Source organism: Bradyrhizobium sp. Kon10 (genome assembly GCF_055807395.1).
On sequence record NZ_JBVVOZ010000017.1, the window covers coordinates 74,700 to 95,970 of the forward strand.

At 64.9% G+C, this 21,271-nt stretch carries 26 protein-coding genes and 1 riboswitch; of the genes, 15 read left to right on the forward strand and 11 right to left on the reverse strand.

All coding sequences use genetic code 11. The features are described 5' to 3' along the window. Window positions 1-139: 139 nt before the first annotated feature. Entirely contained in the window at window positions 140-619 is a 480-nt protein-coding gene (locus AC0L2O_RS23050) for a DUF992 domain-containing protein (protein ID WP_473371308.1), read from the reverse strand. A gap of 418 nt (window positions 620-1,037) precedes the next feature. Continuing rightward, on the reverse strand, window positions 1,038-2,240 hold the full coding sequence (locus AC0L2O_RS23055) for a pyridoxal phosphate-dependent aminotransferase (RefSeq protein ID WP_473371309.1): 1,203 nt from the start codon (window positions 2,238-2,240) through the stop codon (window positions 1,038-1,040). Window positions 2,241-2,832: 592 nt separating this feature from the next. On the opposite strand from AC0L2O_RS23055, the gene AC0L2O_RS23060 reads away from it, so the two are divergent. The 7 genes from AC0L2O_RS23060 (at window position 2,833) to AC0L2O_RS23090 (ending at window position 7,567) form a co-directional block, all read left to right on the forward strand. After that, entirely contained in the window at window positions 2,833-3,483 is a 651-nt protein-coding gene (locus tag AC0L2O_RS23060; RefSeq protein WP_369721047.1) for a glutathione S-transferase family protein, read from the forward strand. Window positions 3,484-3,638: 155 nt separating this feature from the next. After that, entirely contained in the window at window positions 3,639-3,815 is a 177-nt protein-coding gene (locus tag AC0L2O_RS23065; protein WP_369721046.1) for a hypothetical protein, read from the forward strand. A gap of 87 nt (window positions 3,816-3,902) precedes the next feature. After that, window positions 3,903-4,061, forward strand: coding sequence for a hypothetical protein (locus tag AC0L2O_RS23070; RefSeq protein ID WP_409191897.1), 159 nt, complete (start codon window positions 3,903-3,905; stop codon window positions 4,059-4,061). 128 nt (window positions 4,062-4,189) lie between these two features. After that, window positions 4,190-5,002: a PAS-domain containing protein gene (locus AC0L2O_RS23075; protein ID WP_473371310.1), complete on the forward strand. Its 813-nt coding sequence runs from the start codon at window positions 4,190-4,192 to the stop codon at window positions 5,000-5,002. Between the two features lie 122 nt (window positions 5,003-5,124). Beyond that, on the forward strand, window positions 5,125-6,645 hold the full coding sequence (gene hisS / locus AC0L2O_RS23080; RefSeq protein WP_473371311.1) for a histidine--tRNA ligase: 1,521 nt from the start codon (window positions 5,125-5,127) through the stop codon (window positions 6,643-6,645). 117 nt (window positions 6,646-6,762) lie between these two features. Next, window positions 6,763-6,966 carry a tautomerase family protein gene (locus AC0L2O_RS23085; RefSeq protein WP_007596840.1) on the forward strand — a complete coding sequence of 68 codons (204 nt, stop codon included), beginning with the start codon at window positions 6,763-6,765 and terminating at the stop codon, window positions 6,964-6,966. Window positions 6,967-7,162: 196 nt separating this feature from the next. Beyond that, window positions 7,163-7,567, forward strand: coding sequence for a thioesterase family protein (locus AC0L2O_RS23090; RefSeq protein ID WP_473371312.1), 405 nt, complete (start codon window positions 7,163-7,165; stop codon window positions 7,565-7,567). A 94-nt stretch (window positions 7,568-7,661) separates the two neighbouring features. On the opposite strand, the gene proC is transcribed toward AC0L2O_RS23090, so the two are convergent. Together proC and AC0L2O_RS23100 are read right to left on the reverse strand one after the other, a co-directional pair. Further along, a complete protein-coding gene (gene proC, locus AC0L2O_RS23095) occupies window positions 7,662-8,537 on the reverse strand; it encodes a pyrroline-5-carboxylate reductase (protein WP_473371353.1) in 876 nt (291 codons plus the stop codon). Between the two features lie 162 nt (window positions 8,538-8,699). Next, a complete protein-coding gene (locus AC0L2O_RS23100; RefSeq protein ID WP_409191892.1) occupies window positions 8,700-9,200 on the reverse strand; it encodes a type III secretion system chaperone family protein in 501 nt (166 codons plus the stop codon). Between the two features lie 416 nt (window positions 9,201-9,616). Further along, window positions 9,617-9,775, forward strand: a riboswitch (FMN riboswitch). 76 nt (window positions 9,776-9,851) lie between these two features. Between AC0L2O_RS23100 and AC0L2O_RS23105 the strand changes: the two genes are divergently transcribed. Further along, a complete protein-coding gene (locus AC0L2O_RS23105; protein ID WP_369721041.1) occupies window positions 9,852-10,424 on the forward strand; it encodes a 6,7-dimethyl-8-ribityllumazine synthase in 573 nt (190 codons plus the stop codon). Between the two features lie 126 nt (window positions 10,425-10,550). Here the strand turns inward: AC0L2O_RS23105 and AC0L2O_RS23110 are convergent, their stop codons facing one another. The 6 genes from AC0L2O_RS23110 to AC0L2O_RS23135 form a co-directional block, all read right to left on the reverse strand. Then, complete coding sequence (locus AC0L2O_RS23110) at window positions 10,551-11,504, reverse strand: ribose-phosphate pyrophosphokinase (RefSeq protein WP_473371313.1); 954 nt, start codon at window positions 11,502-11,504, stop codon at window positions 10,551-10,553. Window positions 11,505-11,697: 193 nt separating this feature from the next. After that, entirely contained in the window at window positions 11,698-12,300 is a 603-nt protein-coding gene (locus tag AC0L2O_RS23115; protein ID WP_473371314.1) for a hypothetical protein, read from the reverse strand. A gap of 185 nt (window positions 12,301-12,485) precedes the next feature. After that, a complete protein-coding gene (gene pgeF / locus AC0L2O_RS23120) occupies window positions 12,486-13,253 on the reverse strand; it encodes a peptidoglycan editing factor PgeF (RefSeq protein WP_473371315.1) in 768 nt (255 codons plus the stop codon). After that, the gene (locus AC0L2O_RS23125; protein WP_473371316.1) at window positions 13,250-14,368 is read right to left on the reverse strand and encodes a class I SAM-dependent methyltransferase; all 1,119 of its coding nucleotides are present in this window, start codon (window positions 14,366-14,368) and stop codon (window positions 13,250-13,252) included. Before AC0L2O_RS23125 ends, pgeF begins: the two co-directional genes overlap by 4 nt. Window positions 14,369-14,389: 21 nt before the next feature. After that, window positions 14,390-15,235 (reverse strand): prolipoprotein diacylglyceryl transferase, encoded by an 846-nt coding sequence (gene lgt, locus AC0L2O_RS23130; protein WP_369721036.1) that lies wholly within the window; start codon window positions 15,233-15,235, stop codon window positions 14,390-14,392. Between the two features lie 15 nt (window positions 15,236-15,250). Beyond that, window positions 15,251-15,982 (reverse strand): dienelactone hydrolase family protein, encoded by a 732-nt coding sequence (locus AC0L2O_RS23135; RefSeq protein ID WP_473371317.1) that lies wholly within the window; start codon window positions 15,980-15,982, stop codon window positions 15,251-15,253. Between the two features lie 172 nt (window positions 15,983-16,154). Between AC0L2O_RS23135 and AC0L2O_RS23140 the strand changes: the two genes are divergently transcribed. The 4 genes from AC0L2O_RS23140 to ychF all read left to right on the forward strand — a co-directional run bounded on the left by AC0L2O_RS23140 (window position 16,155) and on the right by ychF (window position 19,163). After that, window positions 16,155-16,406, forward strand: a complete 252-nt coding sequence (locus AC0L2O_RS23140; RefSeq protein ID WP_369721034.1) for an accessory factor UbiK family protein — start codon at window positions 16,155-16,157, stop codon at window positions 16,404-16,406. 251 nt (window positions 16,407-16,657) lie between these two features. After that, window positions 16,658-17,395, forward strand: a complete 738-nt coding sequence (locus AC0L2O_RS23145; RefSeq protein WP_369721033.1) for a 50S ribosomal protein L25/general stress protein Ctc — start codon at window positions 16,658-16,660, stop codon at window positions 17,393-17,395. 58 nt (window positions 17,396-17,453) lie between these two features. After that, window positions 17,454-18,059 carry an aminoacyl-tRNA hydrolase gene (gene pth / locus AC0L2O_RS23150; protein WP_473371318.1) on the forward strand — a complete coding sequence of 202 codons (606 nt, stop codon included), beginning with the start codon at window positions 17,454-17,456 and terminating at the stop codon, window positions 18,057-18,059. A gap of 6 nt (window positions 18,060-18,065) precedes the next feature. Continuing rightward, the gene (gene ychF, locus AC0L2O_RS23155) at window positions 18,066-19,163 is read left to right on the forward strand and encodes a redox-regulated ATPase YchF (RefSeq protein ID WP_369721031.1); all 1,098 of its coding nucleotides are present in this window, start codon (window positions 18,066-18,068) and stop codon (window positions 19,161-19,163) included. Window positions 19,164-19,283: 120 nt separating this feature from the next. Here ychF and AC0L2O_RS23160 read toward each other — a convergent pair whose 3' ends face one another. Next, on the reverse strand, window positions 19,284-19,580 hold the full coding sequence (locus AC0L2O_RS23160; protein WP_369721030.1) for a DUF4282 domain-containing protein: 297 nt from the start codon (window positions 19,578-19,580) through the stop codon (window positions 19,284-19,286). A gap of 158 nt (window positions 19,581-19,738) precedes the next feature. Between AC0L2O_RS23160 and AC0L2O_RS23165 the strand changes: the two genes are divergently transcribed. From AC0L2O_RS23165 to AC0L2O_RS23175, 3 genes are all read left to right on the forward strand, one after another. Then, window positions 19,739-20,191, forward strand: coding sequence for a MaoC family dehydratase (locus tag AC0L2O_RS23165; protein ID WP_409191882.1), 453 nt, complete (start codon window positions 19,739-19,741; stop codon window positions 20,189-20,191). Further along, complete coding sequence (locus tag AC0L2O_RS23170) at window positions 20,191-20,688, forward strand: MaoC family dehydratase (RefSeq protein WP_369721028.1); 498 nt, start codon at window positions 20,191-20,193, stop codon at window positions 20,686-20,688. The genes AC0L2O_RS23165 and AC0L2O_RS23170 overlap by 1 nt, the downstream gene beginning before the upstream one ends. A 91-nt stretch (window positions 20,689-20,779) precedes the next feature. Beyond that, window positions 20,780-21,235 (forward strand): GNAT family N-acetyltransferase, encoded by a 456-nt coding sequence (locus AC0L2O_RS23175; RefSeq protein WP_369721027.1) that lies wholly within the window; start codon window positions 20,780-20,782, stop codon window positions 21,233-21,235. Window positions 21,236-21,271: the final 36 nt, after the last annotated feature.

Here is a 21,271-nt window from a genome sequence, read left to right on the forward strand (position 1 = left end):
GATGCTCTGCCCGTCCCCGCGGTTTGGCAAGCATCAAACGTCGCTGCGATGCGTCGTCAGTTTGATCAAAGTCTTAGTGGCTGGTGTTCCACCTCTCCCCGTCGGGGACAGGTGAATCAAGACCTTCGCTGACGCGCGCTTAACGGCCCGGGCGGAGTTCCAGGCTTTCGAGGCCGGCGCCGACGTTGAGGCCGACCTGGCCCTGCACGCTGAGCGGCTGGAGCGCGATCGAATTGTTGGAGCCGCCGACCAGCGCATTGCCGCCGAGGCCGACGCCGACCGAGGCGCTGCCCTGCGCGCCGGCGTAATTGCCGGAAAGGTCGCCCGGCCCAAGCCGGTTCACCGGCGCGAACACGCCCCAGGCGAGTGCCGTCTCCTGGGTGATGCCGAGGTCGAGACCGACTTTGCGGATGGTCGCGACGTAGCGGTCATCGGGCGCGCCGTCGACGCGCAGCACACAACCGAGATTGGTCACGGAGCCCACGACGAAGCCGACGCTGGCGCCGCCGCGGCATTCGAGCACGCCAACCTGCACCAGCCGCGACTGCGCGCTGGCGCCGACCATGGTGGCAAGGAAGCTCGCGACGGTAAGCCCGGCGAGGAGGAGTGAGCGGCGCATGAATGTCTCCGGCTATGAATGTGATGCGAGCAGAGAAGGCGCCCTACCCGTGACGCGCGATGGTCTATGGCATAATACTTTTGGCGGTACCAGATCGAACACATCCAGGACCGAACTCGCGGAGAGCGCCCCTCACCCCACCCTCTCCCCGCAAGAGCGGGGCGAGGAGTGCGCGAGCAGCGCGTCCTTACAGTAGCAATACTTGGAAGGCGCCAGCTGCGGCGACTTCACCTCTCCCCGCCCTTCCGCGGGGAGAGGTCGGATCGCCCCGGCGATGCGAAGCATCGGCCGGCGCGATCCGGGTGAGGGGCCGAGCAGGATGTCGACCAGAGCAAGAGTCCATCCGACTCCGCTCAATCGAACCACGCATAAAAAAGGCCCGCCGAAGCGGGCCTTTCAATTCTCAACTGCAACACCCCTAGCGCAGATTGCCGCAGAAGCGCTGGATGCGATTGCAGGCGTCTTCGAGGTCGGAGGTCTTGGTCGCGTAGGAGATGCGGAACGCCGGGCCGAGGCCGAACGCCGAACCCTGCACGACCGCGACGCCTTCGGTCTCCAGCAGCTCGGTGACGAACTGCTCGTCATTGGAGATCACACTGCCCGACGGCGCTTTCTTGCCGATAGTGCCGGCGCAGGACGGATAGACATAGAATGCGCCCTCGGGCCGCGGACACTCGATGCCGCTGGCCTGGTTGAGCATGGAGACGACGAGGTCGCGCCGCTCCTTGAACACCTTGTTGTTGGCAGCAATGAAGTCCTGCGGACCGTTCAGCGCCTCTACCGACGCCCACTGCGAAATCGAGGACGGGTTCGAGGTCGATTGCGACTGGATCGTCGACATCGCCTTGATGAGATGCGCGGGGCCGCCGGCATAGCCGATGCGCCAACCGGTCATGCAATAGGCCTTCGAGACGCCGTTCACGGTCAGTGTGCGGTCGTACAGTTTCGGCTCGACCTGCGCGACGGTGGTGAACTGGAAGTCGTCATAGACGAGGTGCTCGTACATGTCGTCGGTCATCACCCAGACGTGGGGATGCCTGACCAGCACGTCGGTGAGCGCCTTCAGCTCGGCGCGCGTATAGGCCGCACCGGTCGGGTTCGACGGCGAGCACAGGATCACCCATTTGGTCTTCGGCGTGATCGCGCGCTCGAGCGCTTCGGCCTGGAGCTTGAAGCCGGCTGCGGCGGTGCAGACCACCGGCACCGGTTCGCCGCCGGCGAGCGCCACCATCTCGGGATAGCTGACCCAATAGGGCGCCGGGATGATCACCTCGTCGCCGGGATTGATGGTCGCCATCAGCGCGTTGTAGAGCACCTGCTTGCCGCCGGTGCCGACGATCACCTGGTTCGGCTTGTAAACGACGCCGTTCTCGCGCTGAAACTTTGCGATGATGGCGTCCTTGAGCTCGGGGATGCCGTCGACAGCGGTGTACTTGGTCTTGCCGGATTCGATGGCGTGGATCGCCGCCAGCTTGATGTTGGCGGGCGTGTCGAAATCAGGCTCGCCAGCGCCGAGACCAATGACGTTGCGGCCGGCCGCTTTCAGCGCACGTGCTTTATCCGTGACCGCGATGGTCGCGGACGGCTTCACACGGTCGAGCGCAGCGGCAAGGAAGGGCATCGTCATCTCCTGACAGGCGTGGTGAATCCAGGCATCGTGAACCCAGACATCGTGAACCCAGACATCGCGAGCCCTTGGGTGGTCACGACTCTGATTGTGGGAATGCAGCCACCCTAAAACGTGTGCCGCTGCACCGCAAGAAACTTCGGCCCGATCTCGAAAAAGTTTACGGATTCGCGCGTATGGAGGCGCGATTTCTGGCAACAATTCGCAACTTTGCGGTCGAAATCGCTCATATCCGGCAAGCCTTGTCCTCGGAGCAATTTTGCAGCCTTCGAAGCCGTGAAAACGAGAACGTGCCCGGGCTTGTCCCACCTGCCCGGCCATGACGATGCGGAAGCTTCAATGCCCCAAACGCGATCGCCCTGCTTCGTGCACCATCGCGCAGAGGAACGCGCTGACATTGACGCAAGCGTGATCTGATTTGCAGCCTCGCACGGAAATGATCTTCCGCGTCGTTGCAGTGCGGTAGGGTTTTCGAGTTTTTCTAGTGCCGAGCCCTTGCGGCGGATTCCCATCGGCATCATTGTTTAGCCGCGTTGCGGGGCGACACGCTGCGCACCTTCCCGTGTCCCGGAATCAAACTCCCAGAATGTACAAGCTCTATTCGATGCAACGCTCGGGCAACAGCTACAAGGTCCGCCTTGCGCTGGCCCTGTTGAACCTGCCTTACGAAGCGGTCGAGGTGGACATTCTGCGCGGCGAGAGCCGCACGCCGGACTTCCTTGCGAAGAACCCGTCGGGCCAGGTGCCGCTGCTCGAGGTCGGCGACAACCGCCATCTCGCCGAATCCAACGCGATCCTCTGGTACGTCGCCGTTGGTACGCCGCTCGCGCCGGAGAACCGCATCGATCGCGCCGAGGCGCTGCAATGGATGTTCTTCGAGCAGCACGCGCTCGAACCGAATATCGGCGCGGCTTATTTCTGGCTGTCGCTGGTCAAGGGCGGACGCGACCTTCAGACCCATGCGCTGGAGGACTGGATGGAGCGCGGCTACGGCGCGCTCCAGGTGATGGAAAATCACCTCAAGACCAACGCCTATTTTGCCGCCCGCCAGCTCACCGTCGCCGACATCGCGCTCTACGGCTATACCCATCTCGCCGAGCGCTGCGACTTCGACCTCTCGACCTTCCCGGCGATCCGGGACTGGCTGAAGCGCGTCGAGGCGGCGCCCGGCTTCGTGGCGATGGACTGGCGGCCGGCCGAGATCGAAGACCCCGCCAGCATCGCAGCCGGCGCCTGAAAACCGACGCGGCGTTAAGAAACAGCGGGGATGGCGTTAACCTTTGCCGCAATCTCGCCGTTTTCGGCGATACAGCCGCCGCAATATTGCCAGTTGAAATTGTGAAGTTGTTCGGCGTCGCGGGTGATTCGCCCGCACGTTGAAGGATTTAGACCATGATGCGGGCGTCCGGCACGGTTGGCTTTCAGGGCCGATCCGCTATTGCCGCCTCTTCCCGGTTGACCCATGCAGTGGCGGCCTCGCTCGCCATCGCAGCGCTGTCGTTGTGTCTGATCGTCACCCTCACGGTGCTGACGACCAAGGCGACCATGGCGATGGGCCTGCCGGTCTGATCCCGTCTCCGTCCGCGATCAGCCGTCAAGGCGCCCTGTGACCCCGCACGCTGGCAGGCACACGGCAAGAGATTCATCGAGACACCCATGAAGTCACCGGTGGTCGTCGTTGCAATAACCCTGACAGCGGCCATCCTGGTCGCGGCATCGCTGTTGATATTTGTCGGGACGCGCAAGGGCCCGGGCACGTCCACGCTGAACGCGCCTTCGCTGGAACAGCGCGTCAGGCCCGCGCACTTGGCCTAAAATCATCCGAAAGCTTTGCGCCGGTCCGCAAGCACGCCTTAAGCACCGCACGCGAAATCGCAGCACAATCGCCCCATCATCGGTCAGTCTGGCCGCGTTACCTCGTTCAGGAGGAGCGAGACAGGGCCATGCGGTTCGGATGGCGAGCGATCTCAGGTCCGGCGCTGACGGCAGCGACCACGCTGCTGGCGATCGTGCTCGACCCCCATGTTCCTGCTCCCAGCTTTGCGCCGCTGTTCGTCTGCATTGTGGCACTTGCCGGTTCGCTCTCGGGCTTTGCGTCCGCGCTTGGCAGCGCCGCGATCGCCCTGATCGGCGCGGCCCTGCTGTCTCTGAGCCATCGCAGCATGCCGGGCTTTACCGCGACTGATCTGGTGCAACTTGGGCTGCTGGCGCTCACGACCGCCGCCACCGCCGCCGTGACCGGGCTGATGCGCGAGCGCCTGCTCGACGCCTTTGCGGCCGAACGGCGCAACCACGCCATCGCCGCGCGACTGTCGGCCGCGCTCGACCAGGTCGACATCGGGATCGTGCTGCTCGACGCCGAGACCAGGGCCGAATTCATCAACCGCGCCTTCCGCGACTATTTCGCGCTGCCCGATGAGAAGGCCGACGGCAAGCCGCCTTTCATCGCGCTGATGTATCACGGCCGCGACACCGGCGCGTTCGAGCTGCCGGAAGACGAGTTGGGCGCGTTCATCGCGCAACGCATGGAGATGGTGCGGATCGGCGATGCCACGCCGATCAATATCAATCTTCGAAACGGCGAGGTGCTGCGCTTCGTCTGCACGGCATTGCCCGATGGCGGGCGCATGCTGAGCTACACGCCGGTCACCGATCTGGTGCGCCACACCGATCCGCCGGCACGAGCCGACTACTACCGCTCGCTGCGCGATCCCACCAACCGCAAGCTGACCCGCTATCTGCGCGTGGCGGAGTGACGCGATCGCGACTGCAGTCGTGCGGGGCAGCCCCTCACCCACCCTCCCCGTTAGGAACGGCAGGGAGAGGTTAGGACCGCCCGGCGCTTGCCGCCCGGGGCATGCGCTGGTACGAACCGCGCATGGCCGATAAACCCAAAAAACCCCAGAAACTGAAGGCGCGCCTGCCGCGCGGGCTCGAGGATCGCGATCCCTCCGCGATCCGGGCGACGCGCGAGATGGTCGAGAAGATCCGCGCCGTCTATGAGCTCTATGGTTTCGAGCCGGTGGAGACGCCGGCGATGGAATACACCGACGCGCTCGGCAAGTTCCTGCCCGACCAGGACCGCCCGAACGAAGGCGTGTTCTCGTTCCAGGACGACGACGAGCAGTGGATTTCGCTGCGCTACGACCTGACCGCGCCGCTCGCGCGCTACGTTGGCGAGCGTTACGGGACCGATGGTCTTGTGTTGCCTTATCGCAGCTACCGCGTCGGCTACGTCTTCCGCAACGAAAAGCCCGGCCCCGGCCGCTTCCGCCAGTTCATGCAGTTCGACGCCGACACCGTGGGTTCAGCGACGCCGGCGGCGGATGCCGAGATCTGCATGATGGCGGCGGACACGATGGAAGCGCTCGGGATTGCGCGCGGCTCCTATGTGGTGAAGGTGAACAACCGCAAGGTGCTCGACGGCGTTCTGGAAGCGATTGGGCTCGGCGGTGACGAGAACGCAGCACGCAGATTGATTGTGCTGCGCGCGATCGACAAGCTCGACAAGTTTCCCGCCGACGAGGTGCGCAAACTGCTCGGTCCCGGCAGGTGGGATGGCGGCGAAGAGGGTAAGGGCGACTTCACGAAGGGCGCCAATCTGAGCGCGGCGGAAGCTCACGTTGTTCTGGCCATCACCGAAAAACGCGACGATTGGAAAGAGGCAATTGCCGCTGCAGATATCTATCTAGCCAAGAGCGAAGTCGGTCAGGCCGGCGTGAGCGAGCTGGAAGAGATTGCCAAGCTGGTTACGGCCTCGGGCTACGGCGCAGACCGCATCCGCATCGACCCCTCCGTCGTGCGCGGTCTCGAATACTACACCGGTCCCGTCTACGAGGTCGAACTGCTGCTCGAGACCAAGGACGAGAAGGGCCGCCCGGTGCGCTTTGGCTCCGTTGGCGGAGGCGGCCGTTACGACGGCCTGGTCTCGCGCTTCCGCGGCGAACCGGTGCCGGCGACCGGCTTCTCGATCGGTGTGTCGCGGCTCCAGGCGGCGCTGACCTTGCTCGGCAAGCTCGACACGCGGCCCGAGTTCGGCCCCGTGGTCGTCACTGTGTTCGACCGCGACCGCGTCGCCGACTACCAGAAGATGGTGGCAAGCCTCCGCAGCGAAGGCATCCGCGCCGAGCTCTATCTCGGCAATCCCAAGAACATGGGCAACCAGCTCAAATATGCCGATCGTCGCAACGCGCCCTGCGTCATCATCCAGGGCTCCGACGAGAAGGCGCGCGGCGAGGTGCAGATCAAGGATCTGATCGAGGGCGCGAAGGCCGCCGCCGCGATCGCCTCCAACCAGGAATGGCGCGAGAGCCGCCCGGCGCAATTCTCCTGCAGCGAAGCCGATCTCGTCGCAAAGGTGCGCGAGGTCTTGGCGCGCCATGACGTAAACTGGGGATAGCCATTCCGTCAGGCCGACATGCCCGGGCTTGTCCCGGGCAGCCGCGTCTTGTTTGATGGAAGAGAACGTGGATGGCCGGGACAAGCCCGGCCATGACGACAGTACAGGGAGAGAAAAATGCCTGAGATCACCGTCAGCATGGCCGTGGGCCGCACCGATGAACAGAAGGCCGGCATGATGCGCGACATCACCCAGGCGCTGGTAAAGAACCTCGGCGTCGACGCCGATGCCGTCGTCATCCAGATCAACGAAGCCCCGCTTGCCCACAAGATGAAGGGCGGCAAGACCTTCGTGGAGCGCGCGGCGGCGGCGAAGAAATAGCCAGCGCCGTTGCATCAACAACAGCCGTCGTCCCGGACAAGCGTAAGCGCAGATCCGGGACCCATAGCCACAGGGAGTGGTTATCGGCGAAGCGATAACTCCGAGTCCCCGTAACCACGACGTCCTGTGGTTATGGGTCCCGGATCAGCGCTCACTGCGTTCGCTTGTCCGGGACGACAGCGGAGTTGAGGCAACCATGGACGCACGCGACTTCATCACAATCGGCATGAGCGCCGCGCGCACGCTGGTGGTGCCGGTGGAGCGCACGGTCGGGCATTTCTTACCGGGCATGCCGTTCGTCTATGCGACCCCGATGATGATCCTCGAGATGGAGATGACGTCGGGCGATGCGATCCGCGCTGCGCTAAGGCCCGGCTGGGTCACGGTCGGCACCGAGGTCGACATCCGCCATCTTGCGGCCGCCCTGGTCGGCGCGACGGTGCGGACCACGGCCAAGGTGGTCGCAGTCGAGCGCCGCGTCATCCGCTTCGAGGTCGAGGCGTTCGAGGGCGCGCGCAAGCTCGGCGAAGGCCGGCATGCGCGTGGTCTCGTCAATGTCGAGATGTTCAACAAACGGTTAGCCGCAGGATCGAAATCGTAGGGTGGGTTAGCGTAGCGTAACCCACCAACTTCGTTCCGCAATCGCTGAAGCATGGTGGGTTACGCCTTCGGCTAACCCACCCTACGACACCGTCTTACTTCGCCAACTCCTTCGAGCGCTGCGTCGCGGCTGCGATCGCGCGGGTCATCAGATCGCGCAGGCCGGGCTCGCCCATCAGGACCCCGAGGGCTGCGGCGGTGGTGCCGCCGGGCGAAGTGACGTTCTGGCGCAGCGTGGCGGACGGAAGCTCGGACTGATGCAGAAGCTCGCCGGAGCCGGCGACGGTCTCGCGCGCGAGCTTGGTCGCCAGCGCCTCCGGCAGGCCGGCTTGCATGCCGGCGCGGGCGAGCTCTTCGGCGAGCAGGAACACATAGGCCGGCCCCGAGCCGGACACCGCGGTCACCGCGTCCATCAGGGTTTCATCGTCGACCCATTCGACTGAGCCGGTGGCGCGCAGGAGTGCATCGGCCACCGCGCGCTGCGAGGTGCTGACCTTGTTCGCTGCGACCGCCACCGTGATGCCGCGGCCGATCGCGGCCGGCGTGTTCGGCATGGCGCGCACCACGGCGCCGCCGCAGACCTCGGCAATTGAAGCGATCGTGGTTCCCGCCATGATCGAGACCACCGAAGTTTTGTCCGAAACGAATGGCTTCAGCCCGGCGCCAGCTTCGCGGAAATATTGCGGCTTCACCGCGACGACCAGCGTCTCCACCGTCCCGGCCGTCTTCACGTCAGGATTGAGCGCCACGCCCTTGGCGGCAAGCGCGCTGATCTCGGGTGAGAGATGCGGATCGATCACCGCGAGGCGGCGCGGATCGAGCCCGCCCGCAAGCCATCCTGTCAGCATCGCGCCGCCCATCTTGCCGGCGCCGGCGAGCAGGATGGTGCCGGTGATGTTTTGAAGGGTGCTGTTGTTCGTCACTGCGGTCACCAGAAACTCGGTGTCGTCCCGGCGAAGGCCGGGACCCATAACCACAGGCGGTTCTAGTGGATGGAGGGCATAGCAACAAGCGTGGTGCCACAAGGGGCATCACGCGGTATGGGTCCCGGATCGGCGCGCCGCCACCTGACAGCGCTTCGCGCCGTCAGGTGCTGCGCTTGTCCGGGACGACGTTGGAGCGGAAGGCGAGCCCTACGCCTCTCCCGCCGTGTCGAACATCGCCGCGTCCATCGCTTCCGTCGTGGTCTTGCCGGCCCACACCACGAACTGGAACGCCGGAAAATAGCGCTCGCTGGCATGGATGGCGCCGGCGAGCATGGCCTCGCATTGCGCGGTCGAGGCGGTGAGGCCGCCCGGCAGCACCAGCGCCTGGCGGTGCATGATCATGCCGGTGTTGGTCCACAGGTCGAAATGCCCGACCCACAACTGCTCGTTGATCGCGGCGACAAGCCGCTGCACCTCCGGTCGGCGCGCGACCGGAATCTTCATGTCGAAGGCGCAGGCCAGATGCAGCGCCTCGATCTCGCCCATCCAGGTGAAGGAGATCTGATAGTCGGTCCATTGTCCCTTCGAGACAATCGTGAGCTCGTCTTCGCCGGAGCGCTCAAATGGCCAATTGTTGCTTGCAGCAATATCCTCGACCACCGCGAGCGGGTGATTTCGGGAATCGATCGTGCTTTCGAGCAGGGACATGCCGTCTCGACCTCTTGCCTTTTTGTTGTCTTTGATACGCACGCGGTTGGTCCGGCGCGCGCTCCCTTAAGTCGTTAAGGCGATCCTTCGGAGTCGCTGTCGCGATCCCGGGACCAGCGCGGGCTTGTCGCGGATCAACTGATGTGATTTGCGGAATCCGCGCAACTGGGTCGCGAGTCCGTCCACAAGCCAGGACTCGTTCGTCCACAGCTCATCTCGGACACAATTATTAATTTGAGAACAAACCGGAATCGGACTCCCGGCCCGCGCGCCAATCGTTAATTCCGTCCCGCGACGGTTATCCCGCCAGGGATGTCCATGGCGGCATGGGTCCATGCGGTTTTCCCATGCGGAACAGGCTTGCTGTGGCCGCGGAGCGGCGTCATATTTCGGTCAGGCCGTTCATCCCGGACGGCCGATGTTCTCAGGGCGGGGTGAAAGTCCCCACCGGCGGTAAGGGCCGAAAGGCCCAAGCCCGCGAGCGCCTTCCCCAAGCTTTTTGCTGAAGGGAAGGGTCAGCAGATTCGGTGCGACTCCGAAGCCGACGGTTAAAGTCCGGATGAAAGAGAACGGTCGGTGGCAGACGCATCGCAGGATGCGGCTGTTTGTCGTTCCGTGTGCCCTGATTCTGGTCCTTAACTGAGGAAAGCCATGAATCAGATGCTGCAAGATCCCCAAGCCGAAACTTCACCAGTCCGAAGTTCTGAAGTCATCCAACCGCCGGTTCCGCAGGGTCCGGCGCCCGATCACCCGCGCTTCGCGAAACCGCAGCGGGTGGCGTTCGTGCAGGCCTGCTGGCACCGCGACGTCGTCGCGGAGGCCCGCATCGCGTTCGTGAGGGAAGCCGAGGCGCGCCACCTCACCCATGTCGACGTGTTCGAGGTGCCGGGCTCGTTCGAGATCCCGCTGCATGCGCAGATCCTCGCGAAGACGCGGCGCTACACCGCGATCGTCGCCGCCGGCCTCGTCGTCGACGGCGGCATCTATCGCCACGAGTTCGTCGCCGACACCGTGATCAAGGCGCTGATGGACGTGCAGCTCCGCACCGAGGTGCCGGTGTTCTCGGCCGTGCTGACGCCGCAGCAATTCCACGAGACCGAAGTGCACTACGATTTCTTCCGCAGGCACTTTGCCATCAAGGGCGTCGAGGTGGCGGAAGCCTGCGCCACCACGCTGCACGGCCTGGAGCGCCTGCGCGGCCAGGTCGCGGCGGGAATTGTGTGATAGGCCAAATAGTCATTCCGGGGCGCGCGAAGCGCGAGCCCGGAATCCATTTATCGATATGAACCGCTGCAAGATGGATTCCGGGTTCGGCGCTAACGCGCCGCCCCGGAATGACGGCCGTTGTGTTCAGTCGAACAGGCTCGATACCGACTCTTCCGCGGCCGTGCGTGCGATCGCGTCCGAGATCAAGCTGGCGATCGGCAGTGTGCGGATGTTGGGCGCCTTGCTCACCGCATCCGTCGGCAGGATCGAATCCGTGATCACGAGCTCCTTCAGCTTGGAGCCGGCGATGCGGGCGGCCGCGCCGCCGGAGAGCACGCCGTGGGTGATGTAGGCGTAGACGTCCTTGGCGCCCTTGGCGATCAGCGCATCGGCTGCGTTCACCAGCGTGCCGCCGGAGTCCACGATGTCGTCGACCAGGATACAGCTGTAGCCGGCGACGTCGCCAATCACGTTCATGACCTCGGATTCGCCCGCGCGTTCACGCCGCTTGTCGACGATCGCGAGCGGGGTGTTGATGCGCTTGGCGAGGCCGCGGGCACGGGCCACGCCGCCGACGTCGGGCGAGACCACCATCACCTTGCCGAGGTCAAAACGTTCGCGGATGTCGCGTACCATCACGGGGGCAGCGAACAAATTGTCGGTCGGGATGTCGAAGAAGCCCTGGATCTGGGTAGCATGCAGGTCGAGCGTCATGACGCGGTCAACGCCGGCATGGGTGATCAGGTTGGCGACGAGCTTGGCCGAGATCGGCGTGCGCGAACCGGACTTGCGGTCCTGGCGGGCATAGCCGAAATAGGGGATCACCGCGGTGATACGGCGCGCCGAGGAGCGGCGCAGCGCGTCAGTGATGATCAGCAATTCCATCAGATGGTCGTTCGCCGGGAACGAGGTCGACTGGATGATGAAAGCGTCCGAGCCGCGGACGTTCTCCTGGATCTCGACGAAGATCTCCATGTCGGCGAAGCGCCGCACCACCGCCTTGGTCAGCGGCAGGTCGAGACCTTGCGCAATGGCTTGCGCGAGTGCCGGATTGGAGTTGCCGGCGACAAGCTTGATGGAGCCGTTTTTGGCCGACATGGACGCTTCCTCCCGCGCTTTGCTGGATACGACGTTCAACATCAGAAAATACCCACTGGAAGCACGGTTACGACGGGCGAGGAAATATCAGGCCCAAGGCCGCACTGGCAACCCGGCATGCTACGTTTTCCCTTCGAAATCCCGAGTCGGGCCAACGGTTTGGCGCCTACTTGGGACCGTGGTTTCGCGGGGGTTATCGCTCGGCGTAGCCGAGCGCCACGGCTGCCGGCGCCTCGGGCGCCACGCTTGCCACCGCAGGTCCGCGAAGGCCCGGAACAGTGCCCGGTGCATCCGGCGTGCCGTTGATCATGTTGGAAAGTCCGCTGAATCCGGCCTGGGCGATCCTTCGCAGCACCAGGTCGTCGGCGGCGGACCAGGGATCGCGGCCGCCTTTCCCCGCGGTCGGTTCCTCGCCGGAGAGCCGCAGCGCGCGCTGCTGGTTGGCGTCATAGACGTCCCAGACCCAGGCGATCATGGTCTTGCCGCGTACCACCTGGGCGGAGAGATAGCTGCGCACGCGGTAGGCAGCCGTCCCTTCGCGGGAGACGACGGAAAGGCTGCGCAGCTTGGACTCGCTGTCGAGCATGCCGACCATGCGGTCGAACACCTGCGGCGGCGGCCCGTCGATCGATTCGAAGGCGACCGTCGCCCCGGAGCCGGCGCTCGGCGCCATCGCATAGGAGTTCGCGGCGCCATTACCGCCGGCGCAGCCGCCAAGCGCGGTCGCAGCCGCAAGCAGCACGACCGTGAGCATGCGCGAGCCCGCGCGGCGCAGAAAGGATGACGCTTCCCTCATTGAGGGCAGCGATATCGTTAAAACGCATTAACGTCTAGGGCGGGGCCAGCAAAACACACCGTCATTCCGGAGCGCGCCCCTTGGCGGGAATCCGGAATCCATTTCACCGCGTCAACAGGTGCAGGATGGATTTCGGGTTCTCGCTTCGCGAGCCCCGGAATGACACGGGCGTGTTGCCGGTGTGTTCACCCCTCCAGCGCGATCGCGTGGATGTGGCGCCCGTAGTCCGGCTCCTTGCGATGCACCGAGCGGCGATAGCTGAAGAAACGTTCGTCGGCATAGGTGTCGAGACCGAGATCGTCGATCATCAGGATGCCGGCGGCATCCAGCCGCTTCCGGATGAAGCCGGCAAGGTCGAACATCGCGTGACCTTCGCGGACCGACGGGATGAAGAACATTGTGTTCTCGGCATCCGCCTCGATGAAGCGCGCCACGAACTCGTTGCCGACCTCGTAGCTGTCCTGCCGGATCAGCGGGCCGATCGCGGCGATGATGCGGCTGCGCGAAGCGCCGAGTTTCTCCATCGCTAGAATCGTGGATTCCAGCACGCCGGTCAGCGCGCCCTTCCAGCCGGCATGAGCACCGCCGATGACGCGCGCACTGGGATCGACAAACAGCACCGGCCCGCAATCAGCGGTGGAGACGCCGAGCGCGATGCCGGGCGTTTTGGTGACCAGCGCATCGCCCTTCGGCCGCGGCCCGCTCGGCCACGGGCGCTCTGCGACGAGCACGTCGGGCGAATGGACCTGGTGCAGGCTGAGGAAGCGGTCCGGTGCGACGCCGACATGCTCGGCCATGCGGCGGCGGTTTTCCGCGACATGGGCCGGATCGTCGCTGGAGCCGAGCCCGCCGTTGAGCGCCGCATAGATGCCGCTGGAGACGCCGCCTTCGCGGGTGAAGAAGCAATGGTGCAGACCGGGCACCGCTGACAGCAGCGACGACGCAAGCGTCATGAGCCCTCTCCAGCCTGTTCGAGATCGCTGAGGCCGGCGATGCCGGTCAGCCGCGGCTCGGAGATGCCGAGCACCTTGAACATGGAGCCCATGCCGCTGCGCCCGGTGTCGGTCAGGCGCCTCAACGCCACCGAAATATCGGTGGCGACGTCCGGCGCCGCCTTCTGCATCAACGCGGCCGCGCGGGTGTCGATGCCGATGCGCTTGAGGAAATCGCCCTGGGTCACCGGCCCGTGCACGCGTGCCCCGACGTCCTCCGCCGCCCGCGCGAGCCCCTGGAAGTCGACATGGGCGGTGACGTCGGCCTGGCCCGGCGCCTTCAGCGGATCGGTGAAGCTGTGGCGCGCGATCGCCTGGAAGGTGTCGCCGGCATCGCTGCGCAAATGGCCGTAGTCGATGATCAGCGCGGCGCCGTCCTGGTCGCGCACCCGCGTGGCGAGCTTCATCATCTCGGAATCGGGCCGCCATTCGAACACCGCGCCGACGGGTGCCGCGCGCACCAAAGGCGGCAGCAGCACGTCGAAGCGCGGCGTCGGCTCGGACGCCGCGCCGAATTGAAGCCTGCCGTTGGGATCGATCTCGATCACGCGCTCGTGCCAGCCGTTCTCGAGCTTGACCATCTGGTGGATCGGCAGCACGTCGAAATATTCGTTGGCGAGGATAATGCTCGGCCCTTCCGGCACCTCGTCGATGCTGTCGTGCCAGACGATGTTGCGCACGTTCGACAGTGTCGCGCTCTGCCGCTCGCGCAGCACCGGATTGACCTCGACCAGGTGGACATGGATGGCTTGGTAGAGCGGCGGCAGCACGCGCAGGGCGCGCAGCGCGTCCGCCATCATGGTGCCGCGGCCTGGCCCGAGCTCGATCAGCCGCAGGAATTGCGGCGAGCCCATCTGCTTCCACACCGAGGCGGTCCACAGGCCCAGCAGCTCGCCGAACATCTGGCTGACCTCGGGCGCGGTGGTGAAGTCGCCCTCACGCCCGAGCGGATCGCGCGAGACGTAGTAGCCGTAGCGCGGATGCATCAGGCACAGTTCCATGTACCGCCACACCGGCATGGGACCTGAGGATTTGATCAGCGCCTTGATCTCGTTCAACAGCGGCGAGTCGGTCACGGCCTGCTTTCTCGAAATGAACTAACGAATGGCCTCGATAGGCTTCGGCGTACCACGCCGCACGGCCCTTACTATGAGTATACCGCCAACAATAAGCATCGGGATCGACAACAGCATGCCCATGGTTAATCCGCCCCAGAGGAAGCCGAGCTGGACATCCGGCTCGCGGAATTGCTCGCCGGCGATCCGGGTCAACCCGTAAATCAGGATGAAGCTGCCGAGGATCATGCCGGGCCGCTTCAACGCGCCGAAGCGGATCATCACCGCGAGCACCGTGAACAGCAGGATGCCTTCCATGCCGGCCTCGTAGAGCTGACTTGGATGGCGCGGCAGATGGGTGGGGTCGTTGGGGAAGATCATTGCCCAGGGCAGGCTCGCATCGGTGGCGCGGCCCCACAATTCACCGTTGATGAAATTGGCGATCCGTCCGAGGAACAGCCCGATCGGGCCGACCGCGGTGGTGATGTCGCCGAGCGACAGGATCGAGATGCGGTTGCGGCGGGCAAACCACATCACCGCGACGACGCATCCGAGGAAGCCGCCATGAAACGACATGCCGCCTTCCCACAGCCGGAACATCGCGGCGGGGTGCTCGATGAAGAACGGCAGATTGTAGAACAGCACATAGCCGGTGCGGCCGCCCAGGATGATGCCGAGCGTGACCCAGAGGATGAAATCGTCGATCTGCACCAGCGACATCGGCGCGGGCCCGCCCCACAGCCGCTCGTTCTTCAGCAGCGAGCGCGCATAGAGCCAGCCGAGCACGATGCCGCCGATATAGGCGAGCGCGTACCAGCGGATCGCGAACGGTCCGATGGCGACCGCGATCGGATTGAAGGACGGAAAGTCGATGAGAAGAAGCTGCATCGCGCCTTCGAGGGGCTAGACGAGATTGCGGCGATAGAGCGCGAGCAGGCGCTCCCAGTGCCGCTCGGCGGCGTCGCGGTCATAGACCGGACGCTTGGGGAAGGCGAAGCCGTGATGAGTGCCGGGATAGATCTCGACCTCGGCTTTTGCGCCGCTCATGCCCTGCTTCACCTTCTCGATGATCTCCGCGGGCGCATAGATGTCGGTCTCGGCGCAGGCGAAGTAGAGTTCGGCTTTGGTCTTGGCTGCCGCGAGATGCGGGCTGTCGTCCTGATCGGTCGCAAGCTGCGTGCCGTAGACCGACGCGGCGGCCTTGACGCGGTCGGGGAAATGCGTGGCGGCGTTGACGGCGTAGCGGCCGCTCATGCAGTAGCCGACGGTGCCGATCAGCCTGGTATTCGCGGCCGGCTGGCCCTCGGCGTAAGTGAGCAGCGCCCTCGTGTCGTCCATGACCATGGCAATGCTGAGCGAGCCCATCAGCTGAAACATGCGCTTGCGCTCCGGTGCATTCGGATCGGCCGGCAGCGGGCCGAGCTCCATCACGCCGGAGCGGTAATACAGGTTCGGCAGCATCACGTAATAGCCCGACGTCGCGAGCCGGCGCGCCATGTCGCGCAGCTCTTCGCGAATCGCCGGCGCGTCCATGTAGAACAGAATGACCGGGAACGGGCCGCCGCGCTCGGGATGGCTGATGAACGTCGCGGTGTGGCCGTCCTTGGTGGGAATTGCGATCTGCTGGTCGATCATGTCTTGCGTTCCGCTTTGTGATTCTTGTTATGCAGGGACGTTGAATACGATTGCAAGGAAACCGGGGCATGACAAGGATGGCTCCGGCCGGCCCTTGAACCGCCCGGTTCGGATTGCCATTGTGTTTCGCAGAGTTCGCGCAAAGTTTATCGGCGACGCCAAGGAGACCGACATGACCCAGACTACCAACCGGTTTTTCGACGAGATCGGCCGCCTGATGAATGACGCCGCCGGTGCCGCCCAGGGCGCCAAGCGCGAGTTCGACACCGTGCTGCGCAACCAGGCCGAAAAATTCCTGCGCGACATGGACCTGGTCAAGCGCGAGGAATTCGAGGCCGTCAAGGACATGGCCCGCCTGGCGCGTGAGGAGAACGAGGCCCTGAAGACGCGGATCGCGGCGCTGGAGGCCAAGCTGGGGGGCTGACGGCAGTCCCGTAGCCCGGATGGAGCGCAGCGCAATCCGGGAGCCGAGCCCCGTGGAACACCCCGGATTACGCTGCGCTCCATCCGGGCTACCCGTCCCCGTCCGCCAGCCCATTCTCCTTGTCATTTCCGCGTCTTCCGGCTAAAAGCCGGCCAAGTTCACGGCCCCCGCACCCCTGGAGGCTTGCTGTGGACTGCACCATGGGCCGCCTTGCGGCCCATTAACTTTTGCAAAAACAGGGACTTAACGTTATGGCGACCATCAAGGAATTGAAGGCGACCGCACGTCCGAAGAGCGGCAAGGGGGCCGCCCGGGCTGAGCGTCGCGCCGGGAAAGTGCCCGGAGTGATCTACGGCAACAAGCAACCCCCGCTCACGATCTCGGTCGAAGACCGCGAACTGCGCCAGCGCATCCTGGCCGGCCGCTTCCTGACCACCCTGGTCGACATCGACCTCGACGGCAAGAAGCACCGCGTGATTCCGCGCGACTTCCACCTCGATCCGGTCAAGGACTTCCCGATCCATGTTGACTTCATGCGGCTCGGCGAAGGCGCCACCATCCGCATCAGCGTGCCTCTGCACGTGGTCAAGGCCGAAGGCTCGCCCGGCGTGAAGCGCGGCGGCGCCGTCAACATCGTCGCCCATGCGATCGAGCTCGAATGCGGCGTCGAGAACATCCCGCAGTTCATCGAGGCCGATGTCGGCTCGCTCGAAATCGGTCACTCGCTGCATCTGTCGGATGTCAAATTGCCGGCCGGCGTCAAGGCGCTGACCCGCGAGGACGCCACCCTCGTCACCATCGTGCCGCCGTCCGGCTACGCTGAAGAGCAGAAGGCGGCGGCGACCGCTGCGGCTGGTGCTGCGGCTCCGGGCGCTGCGGCTGCTCCGGCGGCTGGCGCGGCCGCGCCGGCTGCGGGTGCTGCTGCACCTGCGGCGGCTGCCAAGGCTCCGGCAGCCAAGGCGCCCGCGGGCGGCGACAAGAAGAAGTAATCTCTCAAAGCTGGCGCGCGATCCCTGATCGCGCGCCGAGCGAGGGGCGCGCCGCGTCATGCGACTGTTTGTTGGGCTCGGCAATCCCGGCGCGAAATACGCACGTAACCGGCACAATATCGGCTTCATGGCCGCCGACGAGATCGCACGCCATCATGGTTTCTCGCCATGGCGCCGCCGCTTTCAGGGCGAGACCGCGGAAGGCGCGCTCGGCACCGAGCGCGTGATCCTGCTCAAGCCCACGACTTACATGAACGACTCCGGCCGCAGCGTTCAGGACGCCGCCAGCTTCTTCAAGATCGCGCCCGGCGACATCACCGTGTTCCACGACGAACTCGAACTGCCGCCGGGCAAGGTGCGGGTGAAGATCGGCGGCGGCATCGCCGGGCATAACGGCCTGCGTTCGATCTCCGCCCATATCGGTAACGACTACCGCCGGGTGCGGCTCGGCATCGGTCATCCCGGCATCAAGGAACTGGTGCACGGCCATGTGCTGTCGGACTTCGCCAAGGCCGACAACGACTGGGTGACGACGCTCTGCGATGCGGTGGCCGAGCACGCCGCACTGCTCGCCAAGGGCACGGACGCGACCTTCGCCAACAGGGTGCATCTCGCGATGCAGGCGAAGGGATTTTTGACCAAGGACGACAACGGCAAGGAATAAACGCTCGTGGGATTCAAATGCGGGATTGTCGGATTGCCCAATGTCGGCAAGTCGACCTTGTTCAACGCGCTGACCGAGACGGCGGCCGCACAAGCGGCGAACTATCCGTTCTGCACCATCGAGCCGAATGTCGGCGAGGTTGCCGTGCCCGATCCGCGGCTGGACAAGCTTGCGGCGACCGCCAAATCGGGCCAGATCATTCCGACCCGACTGACCTTCGTCGACATCGCAGGCCTGGTGCGCGGCGCCTCCAAGGGTGAAGGTCTCGGCAACCAGTTCCTCGCCAACATCCGCGAGGTCGACGCCATCGCGCATGTGGTGCGCTGCTTCGAGGATTCCGACATCACCCATGTCGAGGGCAAGATCGCCCCGCTCGCCGACATCGAGACCATCGAGACCGAGTTGATGCTCGCCGATCTCGACAGCCTCGAGAAGCGCGTCGACAATCTCGCCAAGAAAGCCAAGGGCAACGACAAGGACGCCAAGGAGCAGCTCGACCTCGTCAACCGCACGCTGGTGCTGCTGCGCGAGGGCCAGCCCGCGCGGCTGGTCGAGCGCAAGGCCGAGGAGGAGCGTGCCTTCGGAATGCTCGGCCTGCTGTCGTCGAAGCCGGTGCTCTATGTCTGCAACGTCGAGGAGGGCTCGGCGGCCACGGGCAATTCGTTCTCGAAGGCCGTGGAGGAACAGGCTGCCAAGGAAGGCGCCGTTGCCGTCGTCATCTCCGCCAAGATCGAATCCGAGATCGCCACCATCTCGCGTGACGAGCGCGCCGACTTCCTGGAGACGCTGGGTCTCGAAGAGGCCGGTCTCGATCGCCTGATCCGCGCCGGCTATACGCTGCTCGACCTCATCACCTATTTCACGGTGGGACCGAAGGAAGCGCGCGCCTGGACCATCCATCGCGGTACCAAGGCGCCGGGCGCGGCCGGCGTGATCCACACCGATTTCGAGAAAGGCTTCATTCGCGCCGAGACCATTGCCTATGAGGACTACGTCGCGCTGGGCGGCGAAGCCGGTGCGCGCGATGCCGGCAAGCTGCGTCTCGAAGGCAAGGAATACGTCGTCGCCGACGGCGACGTGATGCATTTCCGGTTCAATACGTAAGGCACCAACAGCGGTGCCGTAGGGTGGGCAAAGCGAAGCGTGCCCACCGCTTCACTCTCGGATCGCAGAAAGATGGTGGGCACGGCGCTTTGCGCCTTTGCCCACCCTACGGCAGCTGCGTCACCGCACCCCGCCGCCCTGGTCCCGGATCGCGCCGAGATGCTCGTTGATGCGGAAGACGATCAGGATCAGTTCCGCGGCGATGCGCGAGAACACGATGCCGACGACGACACCGGCGATCGACTCCAGCACCACCAGAAAGCCGGCGAACGGGCTGATCGCCATGGCGCTGAGGCCTGCGAAGATGCCGGAGAGTCCGAACAGGCAGATCACGCCGATCACCAGCCAGTAGAAGGTCTTGATGATCGTCGGCGTGATGAAGCGGTCCCATTGGAACAGGTCGCTGAATGAAAACATCTCTCTCCCCCGGGCAAACCGCGCCGCCGGCCGCGTCAATCTGACCAGGAGCCCGTTCCGGCCCGACTCGCCGAATGTAGCACGAGCCATGCGGGCCGGCGGGTTGAGATTGCCGCAAAGTGCGGCCACAATCTGTCATTCCCACCAGCAATTCAAAGATGACCCTGACATTCGAAGATTTCCCACCCGGCCGGTTCGGCACGTTCGGCCCGCGCCATGTCACGCGCGACGAGATCCTGGCCTTTGCCGCCGAGTTCGATCCGCAACCGATGCACCTGGATGAGCAGGCCGCAGCCAAGAGCATGCTGGCCGGCCTGTCCGGTTCGGGCTGGCACCTTTGCTCGCTGATGATGCGGATGATGGCCGACGGCTTCATCACCCGCGCCGCTTCGCTGGGCTCTCCCGGCGTCGACGAGGTGCGCTGGCTCGCGCCCTTGCGCCCCGGTGACGACCTCACGCTCGACGTCGATGTGCTGGAGGCGCGCACCTCCAAAAGCCGGCCCGGGCTCGGCATCGTCAAATTCAAATGCACCGCGCGCAACGCGGCAGGCCAGGCGCTGTGCGAGATGACCTCGCCGATCCTGATCAAGCGGCGCGAGGGAGCGGTCTGATGCGGTTCTTCGAAGACATCGAGATCGGGCAGCGCCGCGAGATCGGCGCCTATACGTTCACTGCGGACTCGATCAAGAATTTCGCAGCGAAGTTCGATCCGCAGCGGTTTCATCTCGACGAGGAGGAAGGCAGGAACTCGCTGTTCGGCGGGCTCGCGGCCTCGGGCTGGCATGTCGGCTCGGCCTGCATGAGTCTTCTGGTCGCGGACGGGCAGCGCCTGGCGCGAGAAGCCGCCGCGCGCGGCGAGGAGGTCGCGGTGTGGGGGCCGTCACCAGGCTTTCGCGATTTGCGCTGGATCAGGCCGGTGCTTGCAGGCGATACCGTCAGCTACCTCAGCGAGGTCGTCGACAAGCGCGCCTCCGGCTCGCGTCCCGGCTGGGGCATCTTGACGGCCCGCACCACCGGCACCAACCAGCGCGGCGAGGAGGTCTATGCCATCACCGCCACCGCTTTCGTGCCGATGCGCGGGAAGGGTGAGCCGCATGGCGCTCTGTAGCCACGGCCGAATGTCGATCCGACTCGCAAGCGATTGATCGGGGCGCCCCCCATCACGTATGAAGCTTTCTTCATTGCTCGCGGAGTTTCCGATGTCGCTCACGATTCGCTCCGTCAACAGGCAGGACTACGATCAGTGGCTGCCGCTGTGGGACGGTTACAACGCCTTTTACGGCCGCTCGGGCCCGACCGCGCTTGCACCCGAGATCACCCGCGTCACATGGCAGCGCTTCTTCGATGCCTACGAGCCAGTGCATGCGCTAGTCGCGGAGAGCGATGGGCGCCTGCTCGGCCTCACCCATTACCTGTTCCATCGCAGCACCACCGCGATCGAACCATCCTGCTATTTGCAGGATCTGTTCACGCTCGAGGCCGCACGCGGCAAGGGCGTCGCCTCGGCGCTGATCCACGGCGTCTACGAGCGCGCAAAGCTCGCGGGATCGCCGCGCGTGTACTGGCAGACGCATGAGACCAATGTCAGGGCGCAGAGCCTGTACGACAAGGTCGCGGAGCGCTCCGGCTTCATCGTCTATCGCAAGATCTTCTGATCCACCGCGAGAGCCTGTGGATAACCCCGCCTGTCA

Coding starts and splice junctions, on each gene's coding strand:
- AC0L2O_RS23055 (WP_473371309.1), bottom strand. CDS start 2,240: ATGCCCTTCCTTGCCGCTGCGCTCGACCGTGTGAAGCCGTCCGCGACC.
- hisS (WP_473371311.1), top strand. CDS start 5,125: ATGGCCGATAAACCCAAAAAACCCCAGAAACTGAAGGCGCGCCTGCCG.
- AC0L2O_RS23110 (WP_473371313.1), bottom strand. CDS start 11,504: ATGTCGGCCAAAAACGGCTCCATCAAGCTTGTCGCCGGCAACTCCAAT.
- AC0L2O_RS23090 (WP_473371312.1), top strand. CDS start 7,163: ATGGACGCACGCGACTTCATCACAATCGGCATGAGCGCCGCGCGCACG.
- AC0L2O_RS23050 (WP_473371308.1), bottom strand. CDS start 619: ATGCGCCGCTCACTCCTCCTCGCCGGGCTTACCGTCGCGAGCTTCCTT.
- AC0L2O_RS23175 (WP_369721027.1), top strand. CDS start 20,780: ATGTCGCTCACGATTCGCTCCGTCAACAGGCAGGACTACGATCAGTGG.
- AC0L2O_RS23105 (WP_369721041.1), top strand. CDS start 9,852: ATGAATCAGATGCTGCAAGATCCCCAAGCCGAAACTTCACCAGTCCGA.
- pth (WP_473371318.1), top strand. CDS start 17,454: ATGCGACTGTTTGTTGGGCTCGGCAATCCCGGCGCGAAATACGCACGT.
- AC0L2O_RS23060 (WP_369721047.1), top strand. CDS start 2,833: ATGTACAAGCTCTATTCGATGCAACGCTCGGGCAACAGCTACAAGGTC.
- AC0L2O_RS23100 (WP_409191892.1), bottom strand. CDS start 9,200: ATGTCCCTGCTCGAAAGCACGATCGATTCCCGAAATCACCCGCTCGCG.
- proC (WP_473371353.1), bottom strand. CDS start 8,537: ATGGGTCCCGGCCTTCGCCGGGACGACACCGAGTTTCTGGTGACCGCA.
- AC0L2O_RS23065 (WP_369721046.1), top strand. CDS start 3,639: ATGATGCGGGCGTCCGGCACGGTTGGCTTTCAGGGCCGATCCGCTATT.
- AC0L2O_RS23075 (WP_473371310.1), top strand. CDS start 4,190: ATGCGGTTCGGATGGCGAGCGATCTCAGGTCCGGCGCTGACGGCAGCG.
- AC0L2O_RS23145 (WP_369721033.1), top strand. CDS start 16,658: ATGGCGACCATCAAGGAATTGAAGGCGACCGCACGTCCGAAGAGCGGC.
- lgt (WP_369721036.1), bottom strand. CDS start 15,235: ATGCAGCTTCTTCTCATCGACTTTCCGTCCTTCAATCCGATCGCGGTC.
- AC0L2O_RS23140 (WP_369721034.1), top strand. CDS start 16,155: ATGACCCAGACTACCAACCGGTTTTTCGACGAGATCGGCCGCCTGATG.
- AC0L2O_RS23170 (WP_369721028.1), top strand. CDS start 20,191: ATGCGGTTCTTCGAAGACATCGAGATCGGGCAGCGCCGCGAGATCGGC.
- AC0L2O_RS23165 (WP_409191882.1), top strand. CDS start 19,739: ATGACCCTGACATTCGAAGATTTCCCACCCGGCCGGTTCGGCACGTTC.
- AC0L2O_RS23070 (WP_409191897.1), top strand. CDS start 3,903: ATGAAGTCACCGGTGGTCGTCGTTGCAATAACCCTGACAGCGGCCATC.
- pgeF (WP_473371315.1), bottom strand. CDS start 13,253: ATGACGCTTGCGTCGTCGCTGCTGTCAGCGGTGCCCGGTCTGCACCAT.
- AC0L2O_RS23085 (WP_007596840.1), top strand. CDS start 6,763: ATGCCTGAGATCACCGTCAGCATGGCCGTGGGCCGCACCGATGAACAG.
- AC0L2O_RS23160 (WP_369721030.1), bottom strand. CDS start 19,580: ATGTTTTCATTCAGCGACCTGTTCCAATGGGACCGCTTCATCACGCCG.
- AC0L2O_RS23115 (WP_473371314.1), bottom strand. CDS start 12,300: ATGAGGGAAGCGTCATCCTTTCTGCGCCGCGCGGGCTCGCGCATGCTC.
- AC0L2O_RS23135 (WP_473371317.1), bottom strand. CDS start 15,982: ATGATCGACCAGCAGATCGCAATTCCCACCAAGGACGGCCACACCGCG.